This is a genomic window from Moraxella sp. ZY200743 (assembly GCF_050885545.1).
Taxonomy (GTDB): Bacteria; Pseudomonadota; Gammaproteobacteria; order Pseudomonadales; family Moraxellaceae; genus Moraxella; species Moraxella haemolytica.
Genome location: NZ_CP091313.1, coordinates 1,480,623 through 1,500,808, shown reverse-complemented (window position 1 = coordinate 1,500,808; position 20,186 = coordinate 1,480,623). Strand labels below are relative to the sequence as shown.

At 45.4% G+C, this 20,186-nt stretch carries 31 protein-coding genes; 13 read left to right on the top strand and 18 right to left on the bottom strand.

Annotated elements, in window-relative coordinates; genetic code table 11:
- From L3D27_RS07310 to L3D27_RS07225, 18 genes are all read right to left on the bottom strand, one after another.
- On the bottom strand, positions 1-507 hold the full coding sequence (locus tag L3D27_RS07310) for a Gp37 family protein (protein WP_432480789.1): 507 nt from the start codon (positions 505-507) through the stop codon (positions 1-3).
- Positions 507-974: a gp436 family protein gene (locus L3D27_RS07305; RefSeq protein ID WP_432480788.1), complete on the bottom strand. Its 468-nt coding sequence runs from the start codon at positions 972-974 to the stop codon at positions 507-509. The genes L3D27_RS07310 and L3D27_RS07305 overlap by 1 nt, the downstream gene beginning before the upstream one ends.
- Positions 975-977: 3 nt before the next feature.
- On the bottom strand, positions 978-1,292 hold the full coding sequence (locus L3D27_RS07300) for a hypothetical protein (protein WP_432480787.1): 315 nt from the start codon (positions 1,290-1,292) through the stop codon (positions 978-980).
- A gap of 11 nt (positions 1,293-1,303) precedes the next feature.
- Positions 1,304-1,633 (bottom strand): DUF2190 family protein, encoded by a 330-nt coding sequence (locus tag L3D27_RS07295; RefSeq protein ID WP_373627953.1) that lies wholly within the window; start codon positions 1,631-1,633, stop codon positions 1,304-1,306.
- A gap of 25 nt (positions 1,634-1,658) precedes the next feature.
- Positions 1,659-2,591: a hypothetical protein gene (locus L3D27_RS07290; protein WP_432480786.1), complete on the bottom strand. Its 933-nt coding sequence runs from the start codon at positions 2,589-2,591 to the stop codon at positions 1,659-1,661.
- A 23-nt stretch (positions 2,592-2,614) separates the two neighbouring features.
- Positions 2,615-3,688 carry a hypothetical protein gene (locus tag L3D27_RS07285; RefSeq protein WP_432480785.1) on the bottom strand — a complete coding sequence of 358 codons (1,074 nt, stop codon included), beginning with the start codon at positions 3,686-3,688 and terminating at the stop codon, positions 2,615-2,617.
- 242 nt (positions 3,689-3,930) lie between these two features.
- Complete coding sequence (locus tag L3D27_RS07280; protein ID WP_373627956.1) at positions 3,931-4,272, bottom strand: Mor transcription activator family protein; 342 nt, start codon at positions 4,270-4,272, stop codon at positions 3,931-3,933.
- Positions 4,269-4,760 carry a gp16 family protein gene (locus tag L3D27_RS07275; RefSeq protein ID WP_432480784.1) on the bottom strand — a complete coding sequence of 164 codons (492 nt, stop codon included), beginning with the start codon at positions 4,758-4,760 and terminating at the stop codon, positions 4,269-4,271. The genes L3D27_RS07280 and L3D27_RS07275 overlap by 4 nt, the downstream gene beginning before the upstream one ends.
- Positions 4,761-4,826: 66 nt before the next feature.
- Positions 4,827-5,102, bottom strand: coding sequence for an HU family DNA-binding protein (locus L3D27_RS07270; RefSeq protein ID WP_373627958.1), 276 nt, complete (start codon positions 5,100-5,102; stop codon positions 4,827-4,829).
- A 71-nt stretch (positions 5,103-5,173) separates the two neighbouring features.
- Complete coding sequence (locus L3D27_RS07265; protein WP_373627959.1) at positions 5,174-5,806, bottom strand: DUF3164 family protein; 633 nt, start codon at positions 5,804-5,806, stop codon at positions 5,174-5,176.
- Positions 5,807-5,826: 20 nt separating this feature from the next.
- A complete protein-coding gene (locus L3D27_RS07260) occupies positions 5,827-6,075 on the bottom strand; it encodes a hypothetical protein (RefSeq protein WP_432480783.1) in 249 nt (82 codons plus the stop codon).
- Between the two features lie 9 nt (positions 6,076-6,084).
- The gene (locus tag L3D27_RS07255; protein WP_373627961.1) at positions 6,085-6,312 is read right to left on the bottom strand and encodes a hypothetical protein; all 228 of its coding nucleotides are present in this window, start codon (positions 6,310-6,312) and stop codon (positions 6,085-6,087) included.
- Positions 6,313-6,339: 27 nt separating this feature from the next.
- Complete coding sequence (locus tag L3D27_RS07250; RefSeq protein WP_432480782.1) at positions 6,340-7,479, bottom strand: ExeA family protein; 1,140 nt, start codon at positions 7,477-7,479, stop codon at positions 6,340-6,342.
- A gap of 9 nt (positions 7,480-7,488) precedes the next feature.
- A complete protein-coding gene (locus L3D27_RS07245; protein ID WP_432480781.1) occupies positions 7,489-9,285 on the bottom strand; it encodes a hypothetical protein in 1,797 nt (598 codons plus the stop codon).
- Between the two features lie 24 nt (positions 9,286-9,309).
- Positions 9,310-10,224: a hypothetical protein gene (locus L3D27_RS07240; protein WP_432480780.1), complete on the bottom strand. Its 915-nt coding sequence runs from the start codon at positions 10,222-10,224 to the stop codon at positions 9,310-9,312.
- A 56-nt stretch (positions 10,225-10,280) separates the two neighbouring features.
- On the bottom strand, positions 10,281-10,568 hold the full coding sequence (locus L3D27_RS07235; RefSeq protein ID WP_432480779.1) for a helix-turn-helix domain-containing protein: 288 nt from the start codon (positions 10,566-10,568) through the stop codon (positions 10,281-10,283).
- Positions 10,558-10,911, bottom strand: a complete 354-nt coding sequence (locus tag L3D27_RS07230) for a DNA-binding protein (RefSeq protein WP_432480778.1) — start codon at positions 10,909-10,911, stop codon at positions 10,558-10,560. The genes L3D27_RS07235 and L3D27_RS07230 overlap by 11 nt, the downstream gene beginning before the upstream one ends.
- Positions 10,912-10,992: 81 nt before the next feature.
- Positions 10,993-11,190: a DNA-binding protein gene (locus L3D27_RS07225; RefSeq protein WP_432480777.1), complete on the bottom strand. Its 198-nt coding sequence runs from the start codon at positions 11,188-11,190 to the stop codon at positions 10,993-10,995.
- Between the two features lie 127 nt (positions 11,191-11,317).
- On the opposite strand from L3D27_RS07225, the gene L3D27_RS07220 reads away from it, so the two are divergent.
- The 13 genes from L3D27_RS07220 (at position 11,318) to ndhC (ending at position 20,133) form a co-directional block, all read left to right on the top strand.
- Positions 11,318-11,656: a helix-turn-helix domain-containing protein gene (locus L3D27_RS07220; protein WP_051226026.1), complete on the top strand. Its 339-nt coding sequence runs from the start codon at positions 11,318-11,320 to the stop codon at positions 11,654-11,656.
- The gene (locus tag L3D27_RS07215; protein WP_029103633.1) at positions 11,653-11,961 is read left to right on the top strand and encodes a hypothetical protein; all 309 of its coding nucleotides are present in this window, start codon (positions 11,653-11,655) and stop codon (positions 11,959-11,961) included. Before L3D27_RS07220 ends, L3D27_RS07215 begins: the two co-directional genes overlap by 4 nt.
- Before the next feature lie 10 nt (positions 11,962-11,971).
- Positions 11,972-12,655: a hypothetical protein gene (locus L3D27_RS07210; RefSeq protein ID WP_432480775.1), complete on the top strand. Its 684-nt coding sequence runs from the start codon at positions 11,972-11,974 to the stop codon at positions 12,653-12,655.
- Between the two features lie 203 nt (positions 12,656-12,858).
- Entirely contained in the window at positions 12,859-13,086 is a 228-nt protein-coding gene (locus L3D27_RS07205) for a hypothetical protein (RefSeq protein WP_373627968.1), read from the top strand.
- Entirely contained in the window at positions 13,083-13,298 is a 216-nt protein-coding gene (locus L3D27_RS07200) for a TraR/DksA C4-type zinc finger protein (protein ID WP_373627969.1), read from the top strand. Before L3D27_RS07205 ends, L3D27_RS07200 begins: the two co-directional genes overlap by 4 nt.
- Positions 13,299-13,619, top strand: a complete 321-nt coding sequence (locus L3D27_RS07195; protein WP_373627970.1) for a hypothetical protein — start codon at positions 13,299-13,301, stop codon at positions 13,617-13,619.
- Positions 13,616-13,921 carry a hypothetical protein gene (locus L3D27_RS07190; protein ID WP_029103627.1) on the top strand — a complete coding sequence of 102 codons (306 nt, stop codon included), beginning with the start codon at positions 13,616-13,618 and terminating at the stop codon, positions 13,919-13,921. The genes L3D27_RS07195 and L3D27_RS07190 overlap by 4 nt, the downstream gene beginning before the upstream one ends.
- An 8-nt stretch (positions 13,922-13,929) precedes the next feature.
- Positions 13,930-14,475 (top strand): DUF3486 family protein, encoded by a 546-nt coding sequence (locus tag L3D27_RS07185; RefSeq protein WP_432480774.1) that lies wholly within the window; start codon positions 13,930-13,932, stop codon positions 14,473-14,475.
- Positions 14,476-14,505: 30 nt separating this feature from the next.
- Positions 14,506-15,825, top strand: coding sequence for a terminase large subunit domain-containing protein (locus L3D27_RS07180; protein WP_432480773.1), 1,320 nt, complete (start codon positions 14,506-14,508; stop codon positions 15,823-15,825).
- Entirely contained in the window at positions 15,826-17,301 is a 1,476-nt protein-coding gene (locus L3D27_RS07175; protein WP_432480772.1) for a DUF935 domain-containing protein, read from the top strand.
- A gap of 1 nt (position 17,302) precedes the next feature.
- Entirely contained in the window at positions 17,303-18,529 is a 1,227-nt protein-coding gene (locus L3D27_RS07170; RefSeq protein WP_432480771.1) for a phage head morphogenesis protein, read from the top strand.
- 129 nt (positions 18,530-18,658) lie between these two features.
- The gene (locus L3D27_RS07165; protein WP_432480770.1) at positions 18,659-19,141 is read left to right on the top strand and encodes a phage virion morphogenesis protein; all 483 of its coding nucleotides are present in this window, start codon (positions 18,659-18,661) and stop codon (positions 19,139-19,141) included.
- A gap of 386 nt (positions 19,142-19,527) precedes the next feature.
- Positions 19,528-20,133: an NADH-quinone oxidoreductase subunit A gene (ndhC, locus tag L3D27_RS07160; protein ID WP_284673057.1), complete on the top strand. Its 606-nt coding sequence runs from the start codon at positions 19,528-19,530 to the stop codon at positions 20,131-20,133.
- Positions 20,134-20,186: the final 53 nt, after the last annotated feature.

Below are 20,186 nucleotides of genomic sequence, written 5' to 3'. Positions count from 1 at the left end.
TTAAGGGGTTTTCTTTTTAAGGGTTGAATTTAAAGGGTCAAAGGGGCGTCTTGTGTGAACTTGCACCAGTTTGGGACGATTGTCGCTCTGACAGATTTCCACGCTTTGGGTCTTAGTGCGTATCTTTAACTCATATTGCCACGCCCCTCCGTCTTGATGCAGATAGCGTTCACTGACCAGATGAATTTTGTTGCAATGCTTAGGGCGAAAGCCTGTGATGACCGCTCGCACCTTGTCAAGCAGGGCAATCGCCCCCTTATCGTGGTGTACGCCACGCCCAAAGATGGTGAGTGAAAAGGTTAATTTACGAGTTTGGACAATGGCGTGTGTGTCGTCCGTCATCTCATAATCCGACCCCTGATAACCAATCAATACCGCCCCAACAGCGTGAATAAAGCGATAAGTGGCAGGATTATCAGGAAATAAATCCACTTCTATGCTTGGCAAATCCTGACGGAGCTTTTCTCGCACACTTGCCAAAATCGCCAAAGTAATGCTGTCTGTCATCAGTAACCACTCCAATCACTCTTGCCACGAGAGCGTACTCGGTACGCCCCACGCTCTTTGTGCAAGGCGTTTTCGTTTTTGGTAAGGTCGGTGGCAAATAAATGCACCTTACCATCTCGCACAAGTCCTAGCATTTTTAAGGCATCGTCATAGGCGACTTGTAGGGGCTTTGGCATTTCGCTGGCGTTAATCCGCCGTTTGTGTAGCCAATAGCGGGCAATGTCGCCACACCAAGTATTCAGTAGCGTTGGCACAGATTGCAAAGGCAGAGCATAACGCCCCGCCAAATAACCGTCCGCCACTTGGCAAGCATGGCTGATTGCCTTATCCACCACCGCCCGATCAGGCTCGATATCTTGATAATCATAATGATTGGTAAGGTCATCACGACTAAGCTGGATAAGCTCTACCTTGCTACACAAGGCAATCATATCCTCACGGCTGATATAAGGGGCGGTGTGGTTCATTGGTTAAGCCTTTTTACGAGTGGGTTTTTTAGGTTCAGCAGTTTCGGTGGTAGCCACTTCATCGCTTGCTGTGTCGCCATTAGCAGTTTCGTCCACTTCTGGGGCGATTTCATCAGGTGTTGTTGGCTGTGGCTCAAAAACTGGCTCGGATACAGGTTCATCAGCTGACTTATCTGACACATCATCAAGTAGCGTGGTGTGGGCGGATACTTGGGCATAGACATCATCAGTCAAATCAATCACTTGACCTGTGTCAATACGCACCAGCTCGCCATTTTGTTCTACGATTAAAGGGGTATTTACTTGGACTTTTTTCATTGGTTTTTCCCTTATCTTAATAGGACTTTGACAGGTTCATTTGCACCGCTTGCCGATGACAAGGCGAGAAATTGCCCTGTTTCGGATTTAATGGCACAGCCTTGGGTGTCTGAGCCGACTTTGTCGCCTTGGGCAATCGCACCGCCAGATTCCACAATGCTTACACCCAAAATTTCTACCGCCACGGACTCACCTTGTTTTGCGTCCACAGGGACAATGCCAAAGATAGGTTCGTCAGCGGTGGCTTGTTTACCTTTGGCGGATACAAAACGGTTGCCGATAAGCTCGCTCATTGCCAGCATCGTTACAGCGACAACAGCAGATTTGGTCGGATTTGCCATTGTTATTCTCCTTAATTTTCAAGTCTTAAATCACATTTTCAAATAAGAAACCGCACGCACCGCCCACGACAGCAGCCTTACGAATGTCGGTATAACGCACATATTGCACCTTACCACCCACATCATCATATCTGTCCACGACAGGTAGCCCACGACGGCGGAAAGTATAGCCAAACGCAGGTACACCCTCGTCATTACCGCTTGGTACTTGGTCTGGGCGGACGATAAGGCTAGCAAAATTGCCCCAGATTGGGCGGGTTTGCTTGTTGCCCACTGGGATAGATACCGCATTACCGATTAAAATTTCATCAAGTTCTAACAGCTCTTTAAGCGTGGCGACATTGAGCAGTGGCTTATTGGTACTGTCGCTAATCAGCGAGCGAAGTTTGGCACTTCGGCGGATTTGGGTGTAGACCTGACCGCTTAGTACGAGCGTCTTTGGGGTTACGCCTGTGGCACTTCGCACCTGCTCTTTGGCATCATCAATAATGGTCTGAATATCAGCATCATCTGCTGTCCACTTGGCGGACGCAAAGTCCTTGCTGTGAGCATTGGCATAGACCGATTTTGTTTGTATAAGTCTTGCGATTTCTGCTTCTTGGCGAAGTTGCACCCCTTGGGTGACACGGCGGGTGGCTTTGGCGTGTTCGTCAAACTGGCTCTCGTGCTGTTCACGGTAGTCCACGCCTGCGGCTAAGTCGTGTTCTTCTAGCACCACAGGCATTGTCGTGGACTTGTCCAGCGTGATGATGTTGCTTGCTGCACCGACCGCTCGCTCGGTCTCATATTCCACCAGCGAACCCTTGCCAAAAATCGGCACTTTAATACCTTCTTTATCGGTATAAACCACAGGCATAATCTGCTCGCCAATAAAATCCGACTGCATATAGCCCAAAGCAAGATTGGTTAAAACTTCGTCTTTGCCACGCAGATGTGATAGATGTGTTGCACTCATCATATACTCCTAAAATTATTTTAAAATTAAGCCGTACGGCGGGCAGCTTCTTCATAACTGATGTTTTCGGATTTCATCAAGGCTGTGGCTCGCTCGTGGTGGGACATATTTTCGCTAAAATTGACCGTGCTTTTGGTAACTTTGTCGGTCAAATGTGAATGCTGTTTTGGCAAGTTACCTAAAAATTCTTTAAATGCCGCCGCCAATGACTTTTTGTCATCGCCTTCGCCAAAGTCGGCGGTGGTGTCGTTTGGAAATTCGGCAAAGTTTAACACTTGGGTTAATAGCTCCTTATCACAGGGCTTAATCTTGCCGTCTTTGACAAGGCTTTCAGCAAAATTGGCATTGACAGTATTTGCCACATCTCGCTCTTTTTTGGCTTGATCAGCTTTAAACTTGGCAAGTTCGGCTTCGGCTTTTTCGGCTCGAGCCAGTGCTTCGGTTACATCTTGATTCATTGTATTCTCACTTTGGTTGCTTTGGATTGGGGTAGAATTTAGGTCATCGGATTTGCCATCGCCGTCAGTATCGGTTTTTGGTGGAGTGCTGGTGTCCACGCTTGGATTTACTGTGTCAGCTTGATTTGTAGACACTTCACTAAAATTAAAAAATCTGGCAAAGATACTTTTAATATCAAAGACAAGTTTTTCACTCTCGGACAGCTCGCCAAAACTGACAACGCCATCACTGCTGTCATTAAAACTGACAGGCGATAAGCCCTTGACCGCAGGAGGCAATGCTCCTAAAAACCCAATATGGCGTAAATACCAGTTATCAGGCTTAGGGTTGCTTGGGTGTTTGGGTGGGTAGAAGCTGGCGGAGAGTTTCTTATAACGCCCTTGTTTAACCAAGTCCACAAAGCCTGCATCCATTTCGCCAAACTCTGCATACAATTTGTCGCCTTTGGCAGACAAGGATTTGACCCAGCCATAAGCAGGAGCGTTGTCATCAGGGTGTCCGATGACGATGGGGGCTTCGTGAAAATTGGGGTGGTAGGACTTGGCGATATTGGCGACATCGTCAGGCGTGATGGTAACGGTTTTGCCTGAGTTATCGGCTCGTGTGCCAGCGATAAAGATTTCGTGTTGTATGGTTTGCATAACAAAATCCAATGTAATTTTGGGTCATTATGCAAAATTTTAGTATTATGGTCTTTTAAAGCGTTTTAAGAAATTTAGTGGATAAATCAAGGATTTTAATAGAATTTGAAAACGGGAGATTTTAGGGGCTATTTTGGGGGTTTTGGGGCGTATTTTAGGCAATGTGGGGATTTGGTGGGATAAGGGCGTTAAAAGCGGTTTTGACCGTTTTTGACCGCCTTTTGTGGGGCGTTTGGATAACATCAATCGTCCCACAAGGAGAATTGGCGGGTATTAAACTCAAATTGGCGTTGTTCTTTGATGATGGTGTAAATGCGTTGCAAGGTTACGCCATACTTTTTGGCAAGGACTTCGTGGTTGTCGCCTGTGAACTCATCATAGATTTGGCGGTTACGGCGGGCGGCTTTGCCAGAGATGTTTTTTGGAATGTACAAATTCTCACCGCCAAACTCATCAAGCACGGTGTCGGTACTCTCTTCGGCAATGGCGATCGCCTGTGTCTTATCCACGCCTTGACCGAGCAGGGCGTGATAAATGATGTCATATAGGGCTTGACTAAATTCGTGTTGGCGGGATTTGCTCATTTTGACTTCCTTTGGTTAAGTGTTGGTTTGGCTTGTTTTTCTACCCGTTTACGCCATTTTTTTAGGCGTTCTATGACATTGCTGGCTTGCTCACTATCCAAATCATCTATGGCGGTTTGGGTTTGATTTTTGATATAAGTTGCCAATGCTTGCTCACTCTCATTTCTAACCGCTCCCAATGCGTGTAAATCCAGCCACAGATGGCGGATAAGTTTGATTTGTTGTTCTATGTCAAGACTTGCCTTATCGTCTATGGGCTTTGGGTCTTTTTTCTTATGTGTTACCACAAATCCAAATTGTTTTAACCTTGCCAATACCTTGTTTAATTCACTGACATTCATCGCTTTGGTGCTGTCTTTGCCAGTCATTGCCACAAGGAGCGAGCGGTAAGTGTCGTCATCAAGGCACAGTTTACTTTTGCCGATATGGATAAGCTGAATGAGTTTGGGCTTATTTAATGCGGTTCGTTTGGTTTTATATTGGCTCATTTAATTTTCCTTGATGGGTGATGATAAGCAAGGCTTACCCCTGCTTATCATTTGGGCTTGGTGGGGTTAATTAACCGCTTCTTTTAGTCCTTTACCCGCCTTAAACGATGGGACTTTTTTGGCTGGAATTGTCAGTTTTTCGCCTGTTTGTGGGTTACGACCTGTGCGGGCTTTGTGGGTTTTGACAGCAAACGAGCCAAAACCTACCAGATTGACTTCACCACCCTTTGCCAGTTCGTCTTTGATGCTACCTAGCACCGCATTAACGGCATTCTCGCATTGTTTTAGGGGTAAGCCGTCCATTTTGTCATAGACAGATTTAATAAGTTCTTGTTTGTTCATAATATGTTACCTTTTAAAGTTGGTCTTTTGGGACAATGACAAGGCGACCAACTCTTGCCATTGTTTTGAAGTTAAAGATTGGCAAAATCAAGGCTAATTTGCTGATATTTTCCGTATTCATCTCGCTCATAGAACCGCATATATTCTTTTGATGAAATGACTTGGGTGGCATCACTGATAGCTTGCATTGCTTTTTGCCATTTGTCATCTGTGATGTTTAGGCTACGCAAGGATAGCACTCGGCGGATATTGATTTTGCCTTCCTTATCAACAGCAAAAGCATTGTCAATAATGGCTTTGATGTTGTCGTTGCTGTCGGCTGTCCACTCACGCAGACATTCGTCAATCAAGGATTTTGCAACCTGCAAGCGTTCGTCAAACACAAGGTTATCTTGGATAGCAATTTGCACTTTGTATTTGCCGTCAAAGCTCATTAAAGACACATTGCCCTTTTTACCGCCAATATGAGTATCGTATTCTTGGGCGGAGAGTTCCACGAAGTTGTGAAATTCAGCAAAAAACTGCTCTTTGATAGACCGCATTTGAATTTGGAGACTTAGGGCTTGTTTGACAAGATTGATGACAGTTTCGTCTCTTAGCTTGTCAATTTCCTTGATTTTATCAAGGGGGATAAGGTGTCCCTTGTCGTTTAGACGGTAGCCGTCAGGAATGGCGGTATTAGCGATTGGGGTTTGTTCGGTCATAAAATACTCCGCAGGTTCGGTTAAGTTAATTCAAGATAACGACATTGCAAAGTGTGAGCGGTCATAAACGGTCGCATTTTTAGCAGGTTGTCGTCATTGTCTTGGTTGAGTTTAAACAACTCATTTTTGGCTTTTGTGATGGCATTGATAAGTTTGTTTTTATCAAGCTCGCCATTTTTGATTAAGATTTGCAAAGCCTCATCTAGCATGAGCAAGCCTAGCGAGTTTTTGGCATAGGTATTATCATCAATGTGCAAAATCATTGGCATAACACACTCCTACAAGGTCAGCACAAACAACATGGCAATCATTAGCACCATCACGCAGATAAGTAGCAGGATAATCCAACCTGCTTGACGGTCTTGACGGCGTTTAATGTTTGAAATATCAAAGCTCATACCATCTAGCTCTTGGCGTTTGTCTTGTAAGATAAGATACTGACCAACCGTTAAGGGGTTGGCAAGTTTTTCTGGGGTGATGTGTGTGTTTTTGGATTGCTGATTCATGGTTTTTTCCTTATATTAAACCCAAGTTTAGATACTTTTGATGATGTCGCCATCTACCTTATCAAAACCCAAATAAACGGTTTCGTTCATAGCGTGGGCGACTAGGTTATTGACCGCCAAAGGGTAGAGCAAGCTATGCTCGTGCGTGCCAGCTTTGGTGCGAGACTTGACGGTTAGGCGTTGACTGATGGCATCAAGAGCGGACTCATCTAGGATTTGTTTAATATCGCCTCCTGCTCGCTCAAATTTATGCTTTAAGTAACCCGCCAATTTACCATCGGTCAAAGGCTCTAAGGTGGCAATCTCACAGCGTTGCACCACTTCACGCACGGTAGGATTATTTTCAGCCAGCTTGGTGGCAAGCTCGGTTTGTCCAATCAGCACAATGCCAAGTAAGCGGTCAAAACCTGCTTTTAACTCATAAAAGCGTTTCAGATGCTTTAAGGTGGGAATGGGTAAGCCGTGAGCCTCCTCAATGATAATCAAGTGGCGATTGCCCGCCTTGTGGCTTTCGGTTAGAGCTTTATGGATTTGGCGAAAGCGAGCCTCTGGGCTTCTTTTGGGTTTTTCACTTGGGGCGACCGCCTCCAAGATACTTTCTGCAATATGTACCGATTTTAAGGTTTTGCCCTTGATGTCATTATCCTCCATCGCCAGCACATACGGTTCAATAATAACGGTAGGCTTGCCGTCCTTAAAAAGTCGGTCGTGTAAGTCTTCTCGCAGAGTAGATTTGCCTGCACCGCTCTCGCCAATGACCGCAAGAAATCCACCATTACTTGCCACATCATATAGGCGTTCACGGATATAGCGGACATCATCGGATTTAAAAATATCGTCTGATGAGCGGATTTCGTCATCAAAGGGGTCTTTGGCAAGCCCAAAATGACGGCGAGTTTGGGGGTTTAGGGTGGATTTTCTAAGTAGCATAAGTTCATCCTTATCTTGACTTATGGGAGTTTTTGGGTTTTGGCTTTGGGTCAAAATGCTTGGCACGCTGACCCCATTTTTAATAAAATGGTTGGCAAGATTTACCTTAAATTGTTTGGTATTTTTGCTTGGAAACACACCGTGAACCACAGCATTGACAAGAGCCGTTTTGCTGACCCCCAGCTCATTTGCCACGGCCTGATAAGATTTTCCAAGCTCGTTAAAGGCGGTTTTCATTCCTAATCCTTATGCAATTTTTAAAATCGTTTTTAGCACGCTACTTTCACTCAAAACCTCAAACACTTCATCAAGACCACTGGCATGAATGCCGTTAGGATAGCGTTCTTGCAGTACCTTGACCGCCAAGCTCCAATCCGCCCCCAGTTCCTCTAAGCGTGGTTTTAATTGCTTGGCGATGTCCACTTTTGATAAGACAGGCTCAGCAATGGTTTTTTCATAGCGACCATATTCCACGCTCTGCACGCCTTTTTTGGGCATATACAGCGTGTTGTCATTGTCTAGCACGGAGTCATTGTACTTATAGGGGTCAAGTTTGCCATCAAAGGGTAGAGCCTTGGCTTTGCGTTTGATTTGTGCTTGTTCAAGCGTATCCGCTCCCATAGCGATTTTTTGAAGTTCTTTGGCGTGCGTTTGGGCAAGCGTGTCGCCATGAGCCTTATAGCCTTGACCGATAACGATGGCACTTTCACGAAAGCCCATCTCGTCAAATAGCACTTCTGGCACAGCCACCCAATTCTCGCCAACACCATCCGCTGTCGGTACGCAGACCCTAGCACCGTCCACTTCCCACGGATTTTGGGCAACCAGCACCTTTTGTCCGACAAGTACAGGCAATGCCGACACATCATACACCTTGCCCTTGTAGCGAATTTCAAGCTCTGGGGTAACTTTGGCTTCTTTTGGCACAGACAAAGCAAGCGATTTGCAATACTCGGCTGGTGGGGCATTGACAAGCTCATCAGATTTAATCCTACTCCACGCCCCATAGCGGGTCATGCCGTGGCGTGAGTGAATGGCTTGCCCATTAAAATAGCGTAGCCATTTATCGCATAGGCGGTTGAGCGTATCGATATTATCCACACGCACAAACTTTAAACCACTCTCAAACTGTGTCTCCACGATGTCGTTGGCTTTTTCCACTTGCCCTTTGGCTCGTGGGTTGTTAGGTTTGTTGATTTGCACCACCACATCTAGGGCTTGGCACAGAGTCTTAAAAGCGGAGCTGGTGTTAGCCGAACCAGGGTCTAGCATAACCATCTTTGGTACGCCACGGATAGGGTCTTTGCCGATATCCGTTTTGGGCGACATCATACGAATGAAAAAATCGCACAGGTTTGCCGAAGTCTCCCCACCAAAATAATAATGACAATACACCGCCCCGCTGGTGTGGTCTGTACCTGTATATCGCCAGACACGGTCATTGATGATTTTGACGACATTGGCGGGCTTGTTTTTATAAAATTCATCGTGGCTTGCGACACGCAGTCCTGTATCTTTACCTGCTCGTGGCAGGTAATACAAAATGCACAAACTGGGGTCAATTTGCCACAGATGATTGGGGTGCAAAGACTTCATAGACACCACAGGATTGGGCTCTAACAGCTGGTCAGGGTGCAGATGATAGGCTTTTAGCCCACGCACAATCGCCCCCACCGACAATGCTGTGCCGTCTGTGTGGCACGCCTGTATCATACCGCCCGCACGAAGTATCGTTACCGCTCGCTCCACCGTCATAATGCGTTTGCCATTTTTTCGCATACCCTCCATCACCACGCTACTAATCAGCTTGGCATCATCAAGGGTCAAAGTCATCTCGCCTTTATCACTTCTTGCTTTGCGAGTAGGTTTGACCGCCACACTTTCTAGCTTGCGATACAGTGTTGAGACGCTCATACCCAGCTCGTCTGCTTTGGCTTTTAGGTAGCGTGATTTTTCGCCACGCCCTAGGTTTTGGACGGTTTTGGCGATTTCGCCTAGGCGTTCTATCAAAGCTGGGTTTGGGGCTGTATTATCGGTTGCCATTGTTTTGACCCTTATGATTGTTTATTACACTTCGTCTTCTGAATCATCAAAAGGCAACGGCACATCTCTATCATCCGCCCCCATAGGTTCATCTTGTGTTAGCCAAACAGGGACTTCGCCTGTCGGAACATCCGTTGGTAGCAGGTATTGCCCACGCAAGATTTCACAGTCTAGGATAAGCTGATTGATAGCCCCCACCATCAAGGCAGTATGGTCGCTTCCGTGTGCTTCTTTGTGAGCGACAAGACCATCAAAAATATCTTTTAATTTGCTAATCTCGGAGCGAGCGGACACTTCTGCACTTGCCAGTTGTGCAGACAGTTCTCGTGCGACATCGGCAGGCTTGGGCTGTTTGTTTTTATTTTTAGCAAGTTTTTCGGCAAGCTCATCAATCTTGGCATTTTTCTCGCTCATCACTTTGTCTTTGGCTTTGCTGTCCTCACGGGCTTCACGGAGGGCGACACGCAGTTCATTTCTTGTCATACGGTCAATATCATCTAGGGTATTGCCGTTAATATTGCCACCTTCGGCAAGCTCCACTAGGGTGTCGTCATCTTCCACCAAAAGCTCTAAAAGTTTGGATTTGCCAAGCGTGATGAGCTTAGGCTGGGCTTTTTGCATTTGTGGGGTGGCAAAGCGTTTGGTGGCATTCATCAATCTTGCCACTTCGGTCTTTTTAATACCAAATTCTTGCTCTGCCAACTCAACAAAACGACCGTGTTCGGTATGTTCTTTTAGGACAATTAAAGCTTTACCCAATTCAAACATACCTTCTAGGGTTTTGACGACCGCTTGGCGACCTCGTTCAATCCAAGTCGCTTCGTTATACACCTCGCCATTACCCCATTGCTCCATCACCTGCATACTGTGTAGGGCTTGGCGGTTGATGTCGTCAGCGGTGATGATTTCACTCACTTCGGCAGTTTCAATGTTACTCATTATTCAATACCTGTTTTTAAGTTGATTTTCAAAAATCCCGCCAGCGGGATTTTTACCTAATAGCCGACATTGACATTTCGGCTGATTTCTTCCATTCTTGCTTTTAGCCTCTCGTGCTGTTTGCGATAATTTTCAGCGATTTGCAGAGTGCGGATAGAGTAGGCATAGTTGCCATTGTCCAGTTTTTGCACCAAGCCTTCACTGATTAAATCCGCCAAATCACGGCTGACTTGGGTGGGGGTAAATCCCAAGTTGTCGGCAATCTCTTTATTGCTAATCCCAATTAAAGGGTGGTTATGCAATGCCTTAAAAACTTGCAGGATACGAGTACCTTTACCGCTCATTGCCATCTCCCCAACTGTTTTCCAAATCCATCAATGACAACAGGCGTTCAATGGTGTTTCTGTCATCATCATTTAATGAACGATAAATGGACAAAAACCATTGCTCCATCTGGGTTAAATCGGTGGAACGGATACCCAAATCCACTTCATCGCAAGAGCTGTTGTTATCAATCAAACCAAGTTCAATGGCGATTTTGTGAGCCTTGCCATATTTGGCTTGTACCGAGCCATTGATGATACAGCTGACATAGGTAGGGTCATAGCCTCGTTCATTTGCCCAAGAGACAAAAGTCTTACCTTCTGTGGCAAATTCGGCTTTAAGTTGTTCAACTGTTTTAGCCATAATCTTTTTTTCCTAAAACCTTATAAAATAAGGGGTTAAAATGGTAAAATGTGCAAATGTGTGCTAAAATATACTGAAATTTTAGACACGCATTTTGCCCTGTTTTAAGCCAAAAAATACCGCAATGTCGTGCGAACGCCCAAAGTGTCCTTTGGCTTGTCCATTAAAGACTTTATAGACTTCTTGGGGTGTCCAGCCTTGCTCACGAGCAACTTTGGCGATAGGAATGCCTTTGGCACGGTACTCGGCTTTGACCTGCTCAACGGTTTTGGTAGTCATAACAACTCCTATGGTTAAATGTGTGATTTAAGATAAGTTTGTGTGATGTGTATATGATAGTGCAGAAATCTGCACTTTTCAAGTATTTTTTCAAAAAAGTGAGAAAATTTTCGTGTTTGGAACAAGATTGAAAGAAGAGCGAGCCAGATTGAACCTGACACAACCCCAATTTGCTGAAAAAATAGGGGTGTCAAAACGCACGGTTGTGGATTGGGAACAGGAAAAATCCAGTCCAACCATCAAACAGCTTGGCTTAATGATAGAAATGGGAATGGAAGCGTACTATCTTTTAAATGATTTTCGCATCGGCAGAACCATTGGCGATTTAAAACAGCTTCCCGCTTATCAAGAAGCATTGGGCGAGCAGATGACTACCCAAAATGCAGATGAGCGAGAACTATTGACACGCTTTCGGCAGGCGAGTGCCGAAACACGAGCATTTATTATGAAAGGATTGGAACTATGAAATCTCAAATCACACCAGAGATAACCGATAAGTTACAGCAGTTAAAGGAACTAAATGAGCAGTCCAAAGTGTTGCAAGATGAACTTCAAGGTTGGCTAGATGACTGTTGTGATGACTATTTGGGAGCATGGCTAAGGGCGTGTTTAGAAACTGGCAAACCATTAACTTTGCAATACCTAAAAGAAAGTGTGGCGGACAGTGAACATCGTACCAGTGGGAATAACATTGGTTTATGGCATCAACTCAATGAAGTTAAAAAACTGATTTCTGTTTATGAATTACAGACAAATAATGTTTTTGATTAAGGAAACTTTTATGAAAAAATTCATACTTCTACTGTTGCCCCTAGCACTCATCGCCTGTAGTGAACCTAGCACCGACACCGCCAAAGAGCCTACCACTACCACTCCGAGTGTGGAGAAAGCCGAATCGTCAGCCAACTCCACAGCCACTCAGTCAGCTCTGCCTGATGATGAATACAAAAAGCAGTTGGACAACCTGACCGATGGCGTACCATATAAGCTCAGTGGCGATGGTGTTGTCATTTTTGAAAATGTGTCAGACATGATGACCGCCTTTAACGACTATCAGCACGATGGGCAATTCAAGGTATCGGGCAACAGCCCCGTACACTTGGAACTTTATGGCTTAAATACCCAAACCAACACCCAAGATAATCTGACATACGACCAACATAAAGCCTTACTCTATGGCATTTATAAACCGTTTACCTACACCAGCATAGATAAAATCACCGTGAGTGCTGGTGTAAAAGACATGAAAGACCCAAGTAAAGTCATTGTCAAACCGATAACATTAACCGTTACCAAAGAGCAAGCCCTAAAAGCATTGCAAGCCCACACTGATGCCAAAGATTTTAAAGATTTGGTTGCTGACACCAATGCTGATTTTGTCGTAAAAGGCTATTCAGGCTCTAAGTTGAGTGAGGTGCTTTATAAAAATGAAGTGCAAAAAGCAATTATTGATGAGTTAAAATAGCCAAAAAACAAGCCCCCAAGCGTAAACTTGGGGGCTTTGGCTATCTAGTAGCTCTGTCCATATCATACCAACAAGACTTGTTTTTGGCAAGTCTTTTTTTATTGTCATCAAACCACCCACCCAAGCAATTTTTAAAACGCTTTAAAGGACTTATCACACTCATCTTGGCATAATATCCCCCAAATTTTAGCATAAGTTTGACAATGAAAATTCTTGACCTTATCACAAACCCACAAACAGGACGGCTGTCGCACACTCGCCTTTGGGCAAATGTGGCAAGCCTGATTGCCAGCGTTCAGTTTGTGCGACTAAACACCACCGACTGGCAATTATGGCTGGTTTATCTTGGGTGTGTTGGCGGTTATGCGGTTGCTCGTTGTCTGATTGCACAGGGCAACCACGCCCCACCCACCAAAGGAGAGAGCCTGTGAGCGACACAATAGACAAAGCCCAAATACAAAGTGAGCTGATTTTGGAGTATCAAATCAGACAAGCTACCCACAAGACAAGTCTACCCACCCGCACCCATTGCATTGACTGTGATGAACCCATTGCCCTTTTAAGGCAACAAAAAGTCGCAGGTTGTCAAAGGTGTGTGGCGTGCCAAACCCAGTTTGAAACCCAAAAAGTAAGGGGGCAATAAGTGGATAAGACTTTTATTAGCATTGATTTTTGGCAACTGGTCGGCTTTTTATTGTCATTTTTGGGGGTGTGCTGGGGTTTTGGCAAAATGCTACTTGCTCAGTTTGCCGCCCAGCAAGACGAACGCCAAAAGATGCAAGACAAATTATCCGACAAGGTTGAGCATTTAGAGAACTTATTTGCCGAACAAAAAGCCGTCCTGCCCGAAAAATTTGTCCTACGAGAAGACTATATCCGTAACCAAGCCGTCCTAGAAGCCAAAATGGACAGCATTCAAAAGACCTTGACCGACCTGTACAAAATGGAGAGCCAAAGACAATGAACGAAACAGCACGCCGTGGTGGTATGCGTTGGCATATCATCAACACCCTGCACAAGGCTCGCCCCTACACCACCAGCGAGATTTTTTTGCTGGATGTGATGCGGGGGATTTATGCCGACATTACCGCCTTAGAACTTCGTCAGCAACTTGAATACTTATCCAATGCCAGTTTTATCAAACTTACCAAACAGCCAAACGGCGTATGGTATGCTGACTTAACCTATCAAGGTGTGGACATTGCCGAGTACACCACCGATTGTCCGCTGGGTATTGGACGACCTGAAAAATACTGGCAATCTTAGGGGGCGGTATGGCACAAAGAAGCAGTGTTGAGCGGTTGCCAGAGATTGTCCGCCACGAGTTAGAACGCAAACTTGCCGACAATGGCTTTGGCAACTATACCGAACTTGCCGACTGGCTAAAATCGCAAGGCTATGAAATCAGCCGAAGTGCCGTCCATCGCTACGGCTCAAAGGTGCAAAAACGCTTTGCCAGTATCAAAGCAAGCACCGAGGCGGCACGACTGATTGCCGAGGGTGCGTCTGATGAGAGCGACACTCGCTCTGAGGCAGTCATTGCCATGCTACAAACCGAAGTGTTTGACGCTCTAATTGCCATTGGCGAATTATCCAACAACGAGCTTGATGAAGTAGCAAGACTTGATTTAATGGGCAAAGTTTCCAAAAATATCGCCCCTTTGATGACCGCCAGTACCAGACTAAAACAGTTCCAAAACAAGCTCAAAGCAGATATGGACAAAGCCTTTGAAAAACTAGAAGCCCAAAGCAAACAAGGCACGCTAGACGAACATACCCTAAAACGCATTCGTACCGAAGTGTATGGACTGATTGGCTAAAGGTTGGTTTAAATTAAATTGGTTAAAAAAATGACAAAGTCCACAAACAAAGACCCTGCCATCGTCTTATATTCTTACCAACAAAAATGGCTAAATGACAACAGTCGTTTTAAAGTTGGTATGTTTGCACGGCAAACAGGCAAGACTTTTGCCACCACACTTGAAATTGTACTCGACTGTCTGGACAAAGAAAGTAAAGGTCAAAAGGCTCGTTGGGTTATCTTGTCAAGGGGCGAACGCCAAGCCAAAGAAGCGATGAACGAAGGCATTAAAAAGCACCTTGAAGCCTTTGGTATGGCGTGCGAAGTCCTAGAAGTCCCCTTTGATAACACTACCAATGCCCTTGAAGTCATCTTAGCAGGTGGTAGTAAAATTACCGCCTTGCCCGCCAATCCCGACACCGCTCGTGGTTTTAGTGCCAATGTCTTTTTGGACGAGTTCGCCTTTCACGCTGACAGTCGCACCATTTGGAAAGCTCTATTTCCTGTTATTAGTGCTGGTTTTAAATTGCGTGTGGTCTCAACGCCCAATGGCAAGGGTAATAAATTTTATGAGCTGATGACTGATTTAAATAATAAAGCGTGGTCTCGCCACATCGCTGACATTTATACCGCCGTGGCAGACGGCTTGCCACGAGACATTGATGAATTAAAAGAAGGCTTAAATGACGATGATGCTTGGCAACAAGAATATGAGCTTAAATGGTTGGACGAAGCGTCCGCTTGGCTGTCTTATGATTTGATTGACAGTGTAGAACACCCCAATGCTGGCGATATGGATAATTACACGGGCGGTGCGTGCTTTGTTGGCGTGGACATTGGCATTAGAAATGACTTATTTGTGATTTGGGTAGTTGAGCAGGTGGGCGATGTATTTTGGACAAGGCAAATCATTGCAAGGAAGCGTATTAGCTTTGCCGAGCAGGACGCACTGCTTGATGAAGTATTTGACAATTACCGTGTCGTCAAATGCTGTATTGACCAGACAGGGCTTGGCGAGAAACCCGTGGAAGATGCCAAGTTTCGCTATGGGTCAAGCCGTGTGGAAGGTGTGATTTTTAGCAGTTCCACCAAGCTAGTCTTAGCCACCACAGGCAAACAGGCCTTTGAAGATAAGCAAGTGCGTATTCCAATGGGCGACACCGCCTTGCGAACTGATTTGCACAAACTTAAAAAAGTAACCTCCCCGACAGGCACACCAAGATTTATCGCTGAAAGTGACAATAGCGGACATGCTGATCGAGCTTGGGCGTTATTTTTGGCTCTATATGGAGCAAGCAATGATGCAGGCACAGTGCGAGTATCTAGCCGAAACCCTAAAAAGAAAAGCAAACTTACCCAAGGATTTTAAATGACAAACCAAAACCAAGCCCCACAACTGGACAAAAAAGAACTCTCCACCCAAATCGCCACCGCCCACCGCTATTTTGGGTTATATGGATTTAGCCAAATCCTCCCAAATCCTGACATTACCCTAAGACGGCTGGGTAAATCCAGCTTGTCTGCGTATCGTGAGCTTTTGATTGACCCCATTGTGGCAGGGGCGGTACGCCGTCGTAAGGCAAGTGTGGCGGGCTTAAATTACCGCCTTGACAGTGATTTGTCTGACAAACAGCAAGCCGTCATAGACCAGATTTTTGACAGCCTAGACATTTATGGGCTGATTGGGCAGATTTTAGAGGCGGTGTTGTATGGCTATCAGCCCATTGAAGTGATTTGGCAGTTTAAAAATGGTGTTTGGACACCTGTCAAACTCATCGCCATTCCCCAAGAATGGACAGGCTTTGACGCTGATGGCGAGCTTTTGCTGATTGATGGTATTACCAAGACCACGCCACCACCCTTTAAAATTCTTTGCCCCACCAACAATGCCAGTTTCACAAATCCCTACGGTACAGCCGAGCTGTCTTGCGTGTATTGGGCGACCGTCTTTAAGCGTGGCGGTTTAAAGTTCTGGGCGGAGTTTGCCGAAAAGTTTGGCTCGCCTTGGATTATCGGACACGAGCCTCGCTCCAATACCGATGATGATACCAATAAACTCCTTGACGCCCTAGAAGACTTAATGGGCAATGCGGTAGCGACAATCCCTAACGACAGTAGCGTGGAAATCAAAGAAGCCACAGGCAAAACAGGCTCATCGCAGGTATTTGATGACTTTATCCGTTATTGCCGTAGCGAGATTAACATCGCCTTACTGGGTCAAGACCAAACCACCGAAAAAGACACTAGCCACGCTTCGGCAATGGCAGGGCTTACCGTTACAAAAGACATTCGTGATAATGATTGCCGAGTGGTAGAGAGCTGTTTTAATACGCTTCTTTTGTGGATTTGTGAGCTCAATTTTCACAAGGTAAGTCCACCCAAATTTGTCCTGTATGAAGACGAAATAGGCGATAAAACCCTAGCAGAGCGAGACCAGATTTTGACCGCTCTTGGCGTGTCGTTTACCCAAAGCTATTATGAGCGGGCTTATAATTTATCGGCCGATGAATTTACCCTAAATGCCAAGCCAATGCCTACAAACACCGTACCAGCCACCGCCAATTTTAGTGAAAAATCCTTCGCACCAGAGGGCGATTTGTCTGACAAATTGGCAATCGGCGTGCCAAGTGATGATGATTTAACCGCCCAAGTGGGGCAAATGCTAGATGATTTTACCGCTTTGGATAGCGTCAATTTAGACAATGAAACGGTTCTTTTGGAAAAATTAGCCAGTCTTTATCCCAAAATGAACATTGATGAACTCCAAGACAAGCTGACCCAAATGCTGTTTATCGCTGACACACTCTCACGGCTACAAACCCAAGAAGAAATGGGGCTAAATTAAGATGAATAGCATTGATAAACTCACAAACAAAGAACTAAAAGCTCTGTTTGATATGCCACCTGAGCGAGCCATTGAGCATTTAAAATCCAAAGGCTTGCACATCGGTTGGGATTGGACGGACACGCACGCTTTGGCTCACGCACGAAGTTTCACAGTCGCCAAAATGACCGCTCTTGATATGCTCTCCGCCACCAAAAAAGCGATAGAGCAGGCAATGACGGACGGCACGGGCTACAAGGGCTTTGAAAATACCATTAAGCCCTATTTGATAAGTCAGGGCTGGTGGGGTGAAACGCTGGCAAGAAATCCCAAAACAGGTCAGCTTGAACAAGTAAAATTAGGGTCAAATCGTCGCCTTAGAACCATTTATCACACCAACCGCCGAACGGCTGTGATGAGTGCCAAATACGAGCGAATGAAAGAAGCGGCTCACACCCACCCCTATTGGCAATACTCTGCCATCCTAGATAGTCGCACCCGCCCTAGCCACTCGGCAAGGCACGGAGCGGTCTATGCCCACGACGACCCCTTTTGGTCGCATTCGTATCCGCCAAATGGCTTTGGTTGTCGATGTACCGTTAAGGCAATCACGGCAAAACAAGCCGACAAGGTAGGCATTACACAAGGCAATGATGAGCGAGTTTTGGGCGAAAATGGCTTTGGCGGTAGTCCTGTTGCCAGTCATTTGTTTGATAAACTTTGGTATGACAAAGCCAAACAAGCCCTAGGACAACAACACGCTTTGCAAGAGATTGCCAAAGATATGGCATCTGATGTGCGAGTGGCGGGGTTTTTGGCGTGGGTCAGACAATCACAAATCAATGGGCAAGTACAAGGGCGGACTTACGGGGTGGGCATATTGCCCCAAAAGTCATTGGAAAAATTGGCAGAGAAAGAAGGGCTTGATTTGGACGAGCTATCGCCTGTGGTGGGTTTTCGTGATAAGGTTATCACAGGTCGTAAAAATACACCGCCCACCGCCCACAATGACGCTTTGGACGAAGTGGCACTACAAAAAATTGTGCGTGAGTTTGGCAAGCCTGATTGGGAGCTTTGGGACACCCAAAATAACAATTTATTGCTTGTTTATAAAATGCCTGATGATAAAGTGATTAAACTGACGGTGCAGATGACCAAGAATGGGGCGGAAGTGATAAGTGGGTTTTATCAAGATTTAAACAGCATTAAAGGGTCTATTGATGGCAATGTATTTGCCAAAATCCAATAAAAAAAATCTGCAACTTTGACGGACTCGAACCGTAACCGAACTGGCACACCTAGGTGTGTTACTCCCCCCCGCCCACGCAGGACTCGTTGCAGAATATCCACATTATACCAAACTTAGGAAACTTTGCCAATGCTCATTATCAACCTAGACGACAGCCAAGCCCACAGCACTTTGGCTCAATTATTAAGAAATGCCAGTAATAGCCGTGTCATTATGCAAGGACTTGCCACGGAATTAGAGACAATGACCGCTGACAACTTTGAAAATGAAGCCTTTGGCGGACAGGCGTGGGTGCGTAAAGCCTTTGGTAATGGCAAAACCCTAACCAAAACAGGCGAGCTAAAAGACAGCGTTACAAGCTCGGCAAGCAGTACAACCGCCACCATTGGCACAAATATGATTTATGCCCGCATTCATCATTTTGGTGGCACAATCACCCCAAAACAAAAATCCCATCTTGTCTTTGCCACGCCAAACGGCTTTGCAAAAGTTAAATCAGTAACGCTACCAGCTCGCCCATTTTTACCCGTTTCCCCTGATGGACAATTACAAAGCGATGGCGATAGACGGTTAATGGAGGTTGCCCTATCCGCCCTGACATCTGGCACCTAAAAACCCGCCCGCCAGTTTATGTGTTAAAATAAGGCAAGAAAAAAGACAGGTATTTTTACCTGTCTTTTCCCAAAACTTAAAATTTATATCCCACTCAACTTGTTGCATCTAGTGTAACTCTCTTACAATTTGGTCCATCTTAACTTATCCCACATCGTTTTGAATTGTCCCATTTATTGCAGAGTGTGTGGTTGGTTTATTGTGGTGGGGTTTAGGCGGTGTTTGGTTTTATATATTTTTAAAGATTGACAAGGAAAGTTGTTAAAATATTTGGTATCGGTCATGAGTATTTATTTGAAATGTGGTATAATACGCCACAAAATTGGGTGCGTCAGAAGGTCTTGACCATCCTTGAATGTTTATTCAGAAATCACGCAGGGGTGATTATGTCAGCCGAATGGTCAGCCATCGTCTATTTGCTAGCCGCTTTGGGGTTGGTTATCTTTATGCTTGTCGTGCCTCGCTTGCTTGGGGGTAAGTCAAGTGGTTCACAAAAACACGAAATTTTTGAAGCAGGTGTGTTACCAGCTGGTTCGGCACGCATTCGCTTATCCGCCAAATTTTATTTGGTGGCGATTTTTTTTGTGATTTTTGATTTAGAAGCCTTATTTTTATATGCCTATTCAGTGAGTGTGCGTGAAGTGGGTTGGGCAGGTTTTATGGCTGCTGCTGCCTTTATTGGCATTTTGTTTATTGGCCTGCTTTATGAGATGAAACTTGGGGCGATGAACTGGGCACCTGCTGATAAGCGAGACAAAAAGCCACGCATTTTACACCGTCCTGATGATTTTAATCTGGCGAGCATCACAGCCTTTACCACCATTGATGAGTTGCACACCGACCCCACAGGTAAAGTGCCTGCTCAGTCGTCTGGACGGATTTTTTCAGGACGAAAAGACTTGCAGGCGGTGCTTGAAAAAGACAAGCAGGATATGGCAAACATTGACCACATCAATGACACAGGACGAGTTACTACGCAAAAATTTGATTAAGGGAATTAATTGAATGAAATTTGGCAATTATCGGATTAACCTTCTTTTTTGAT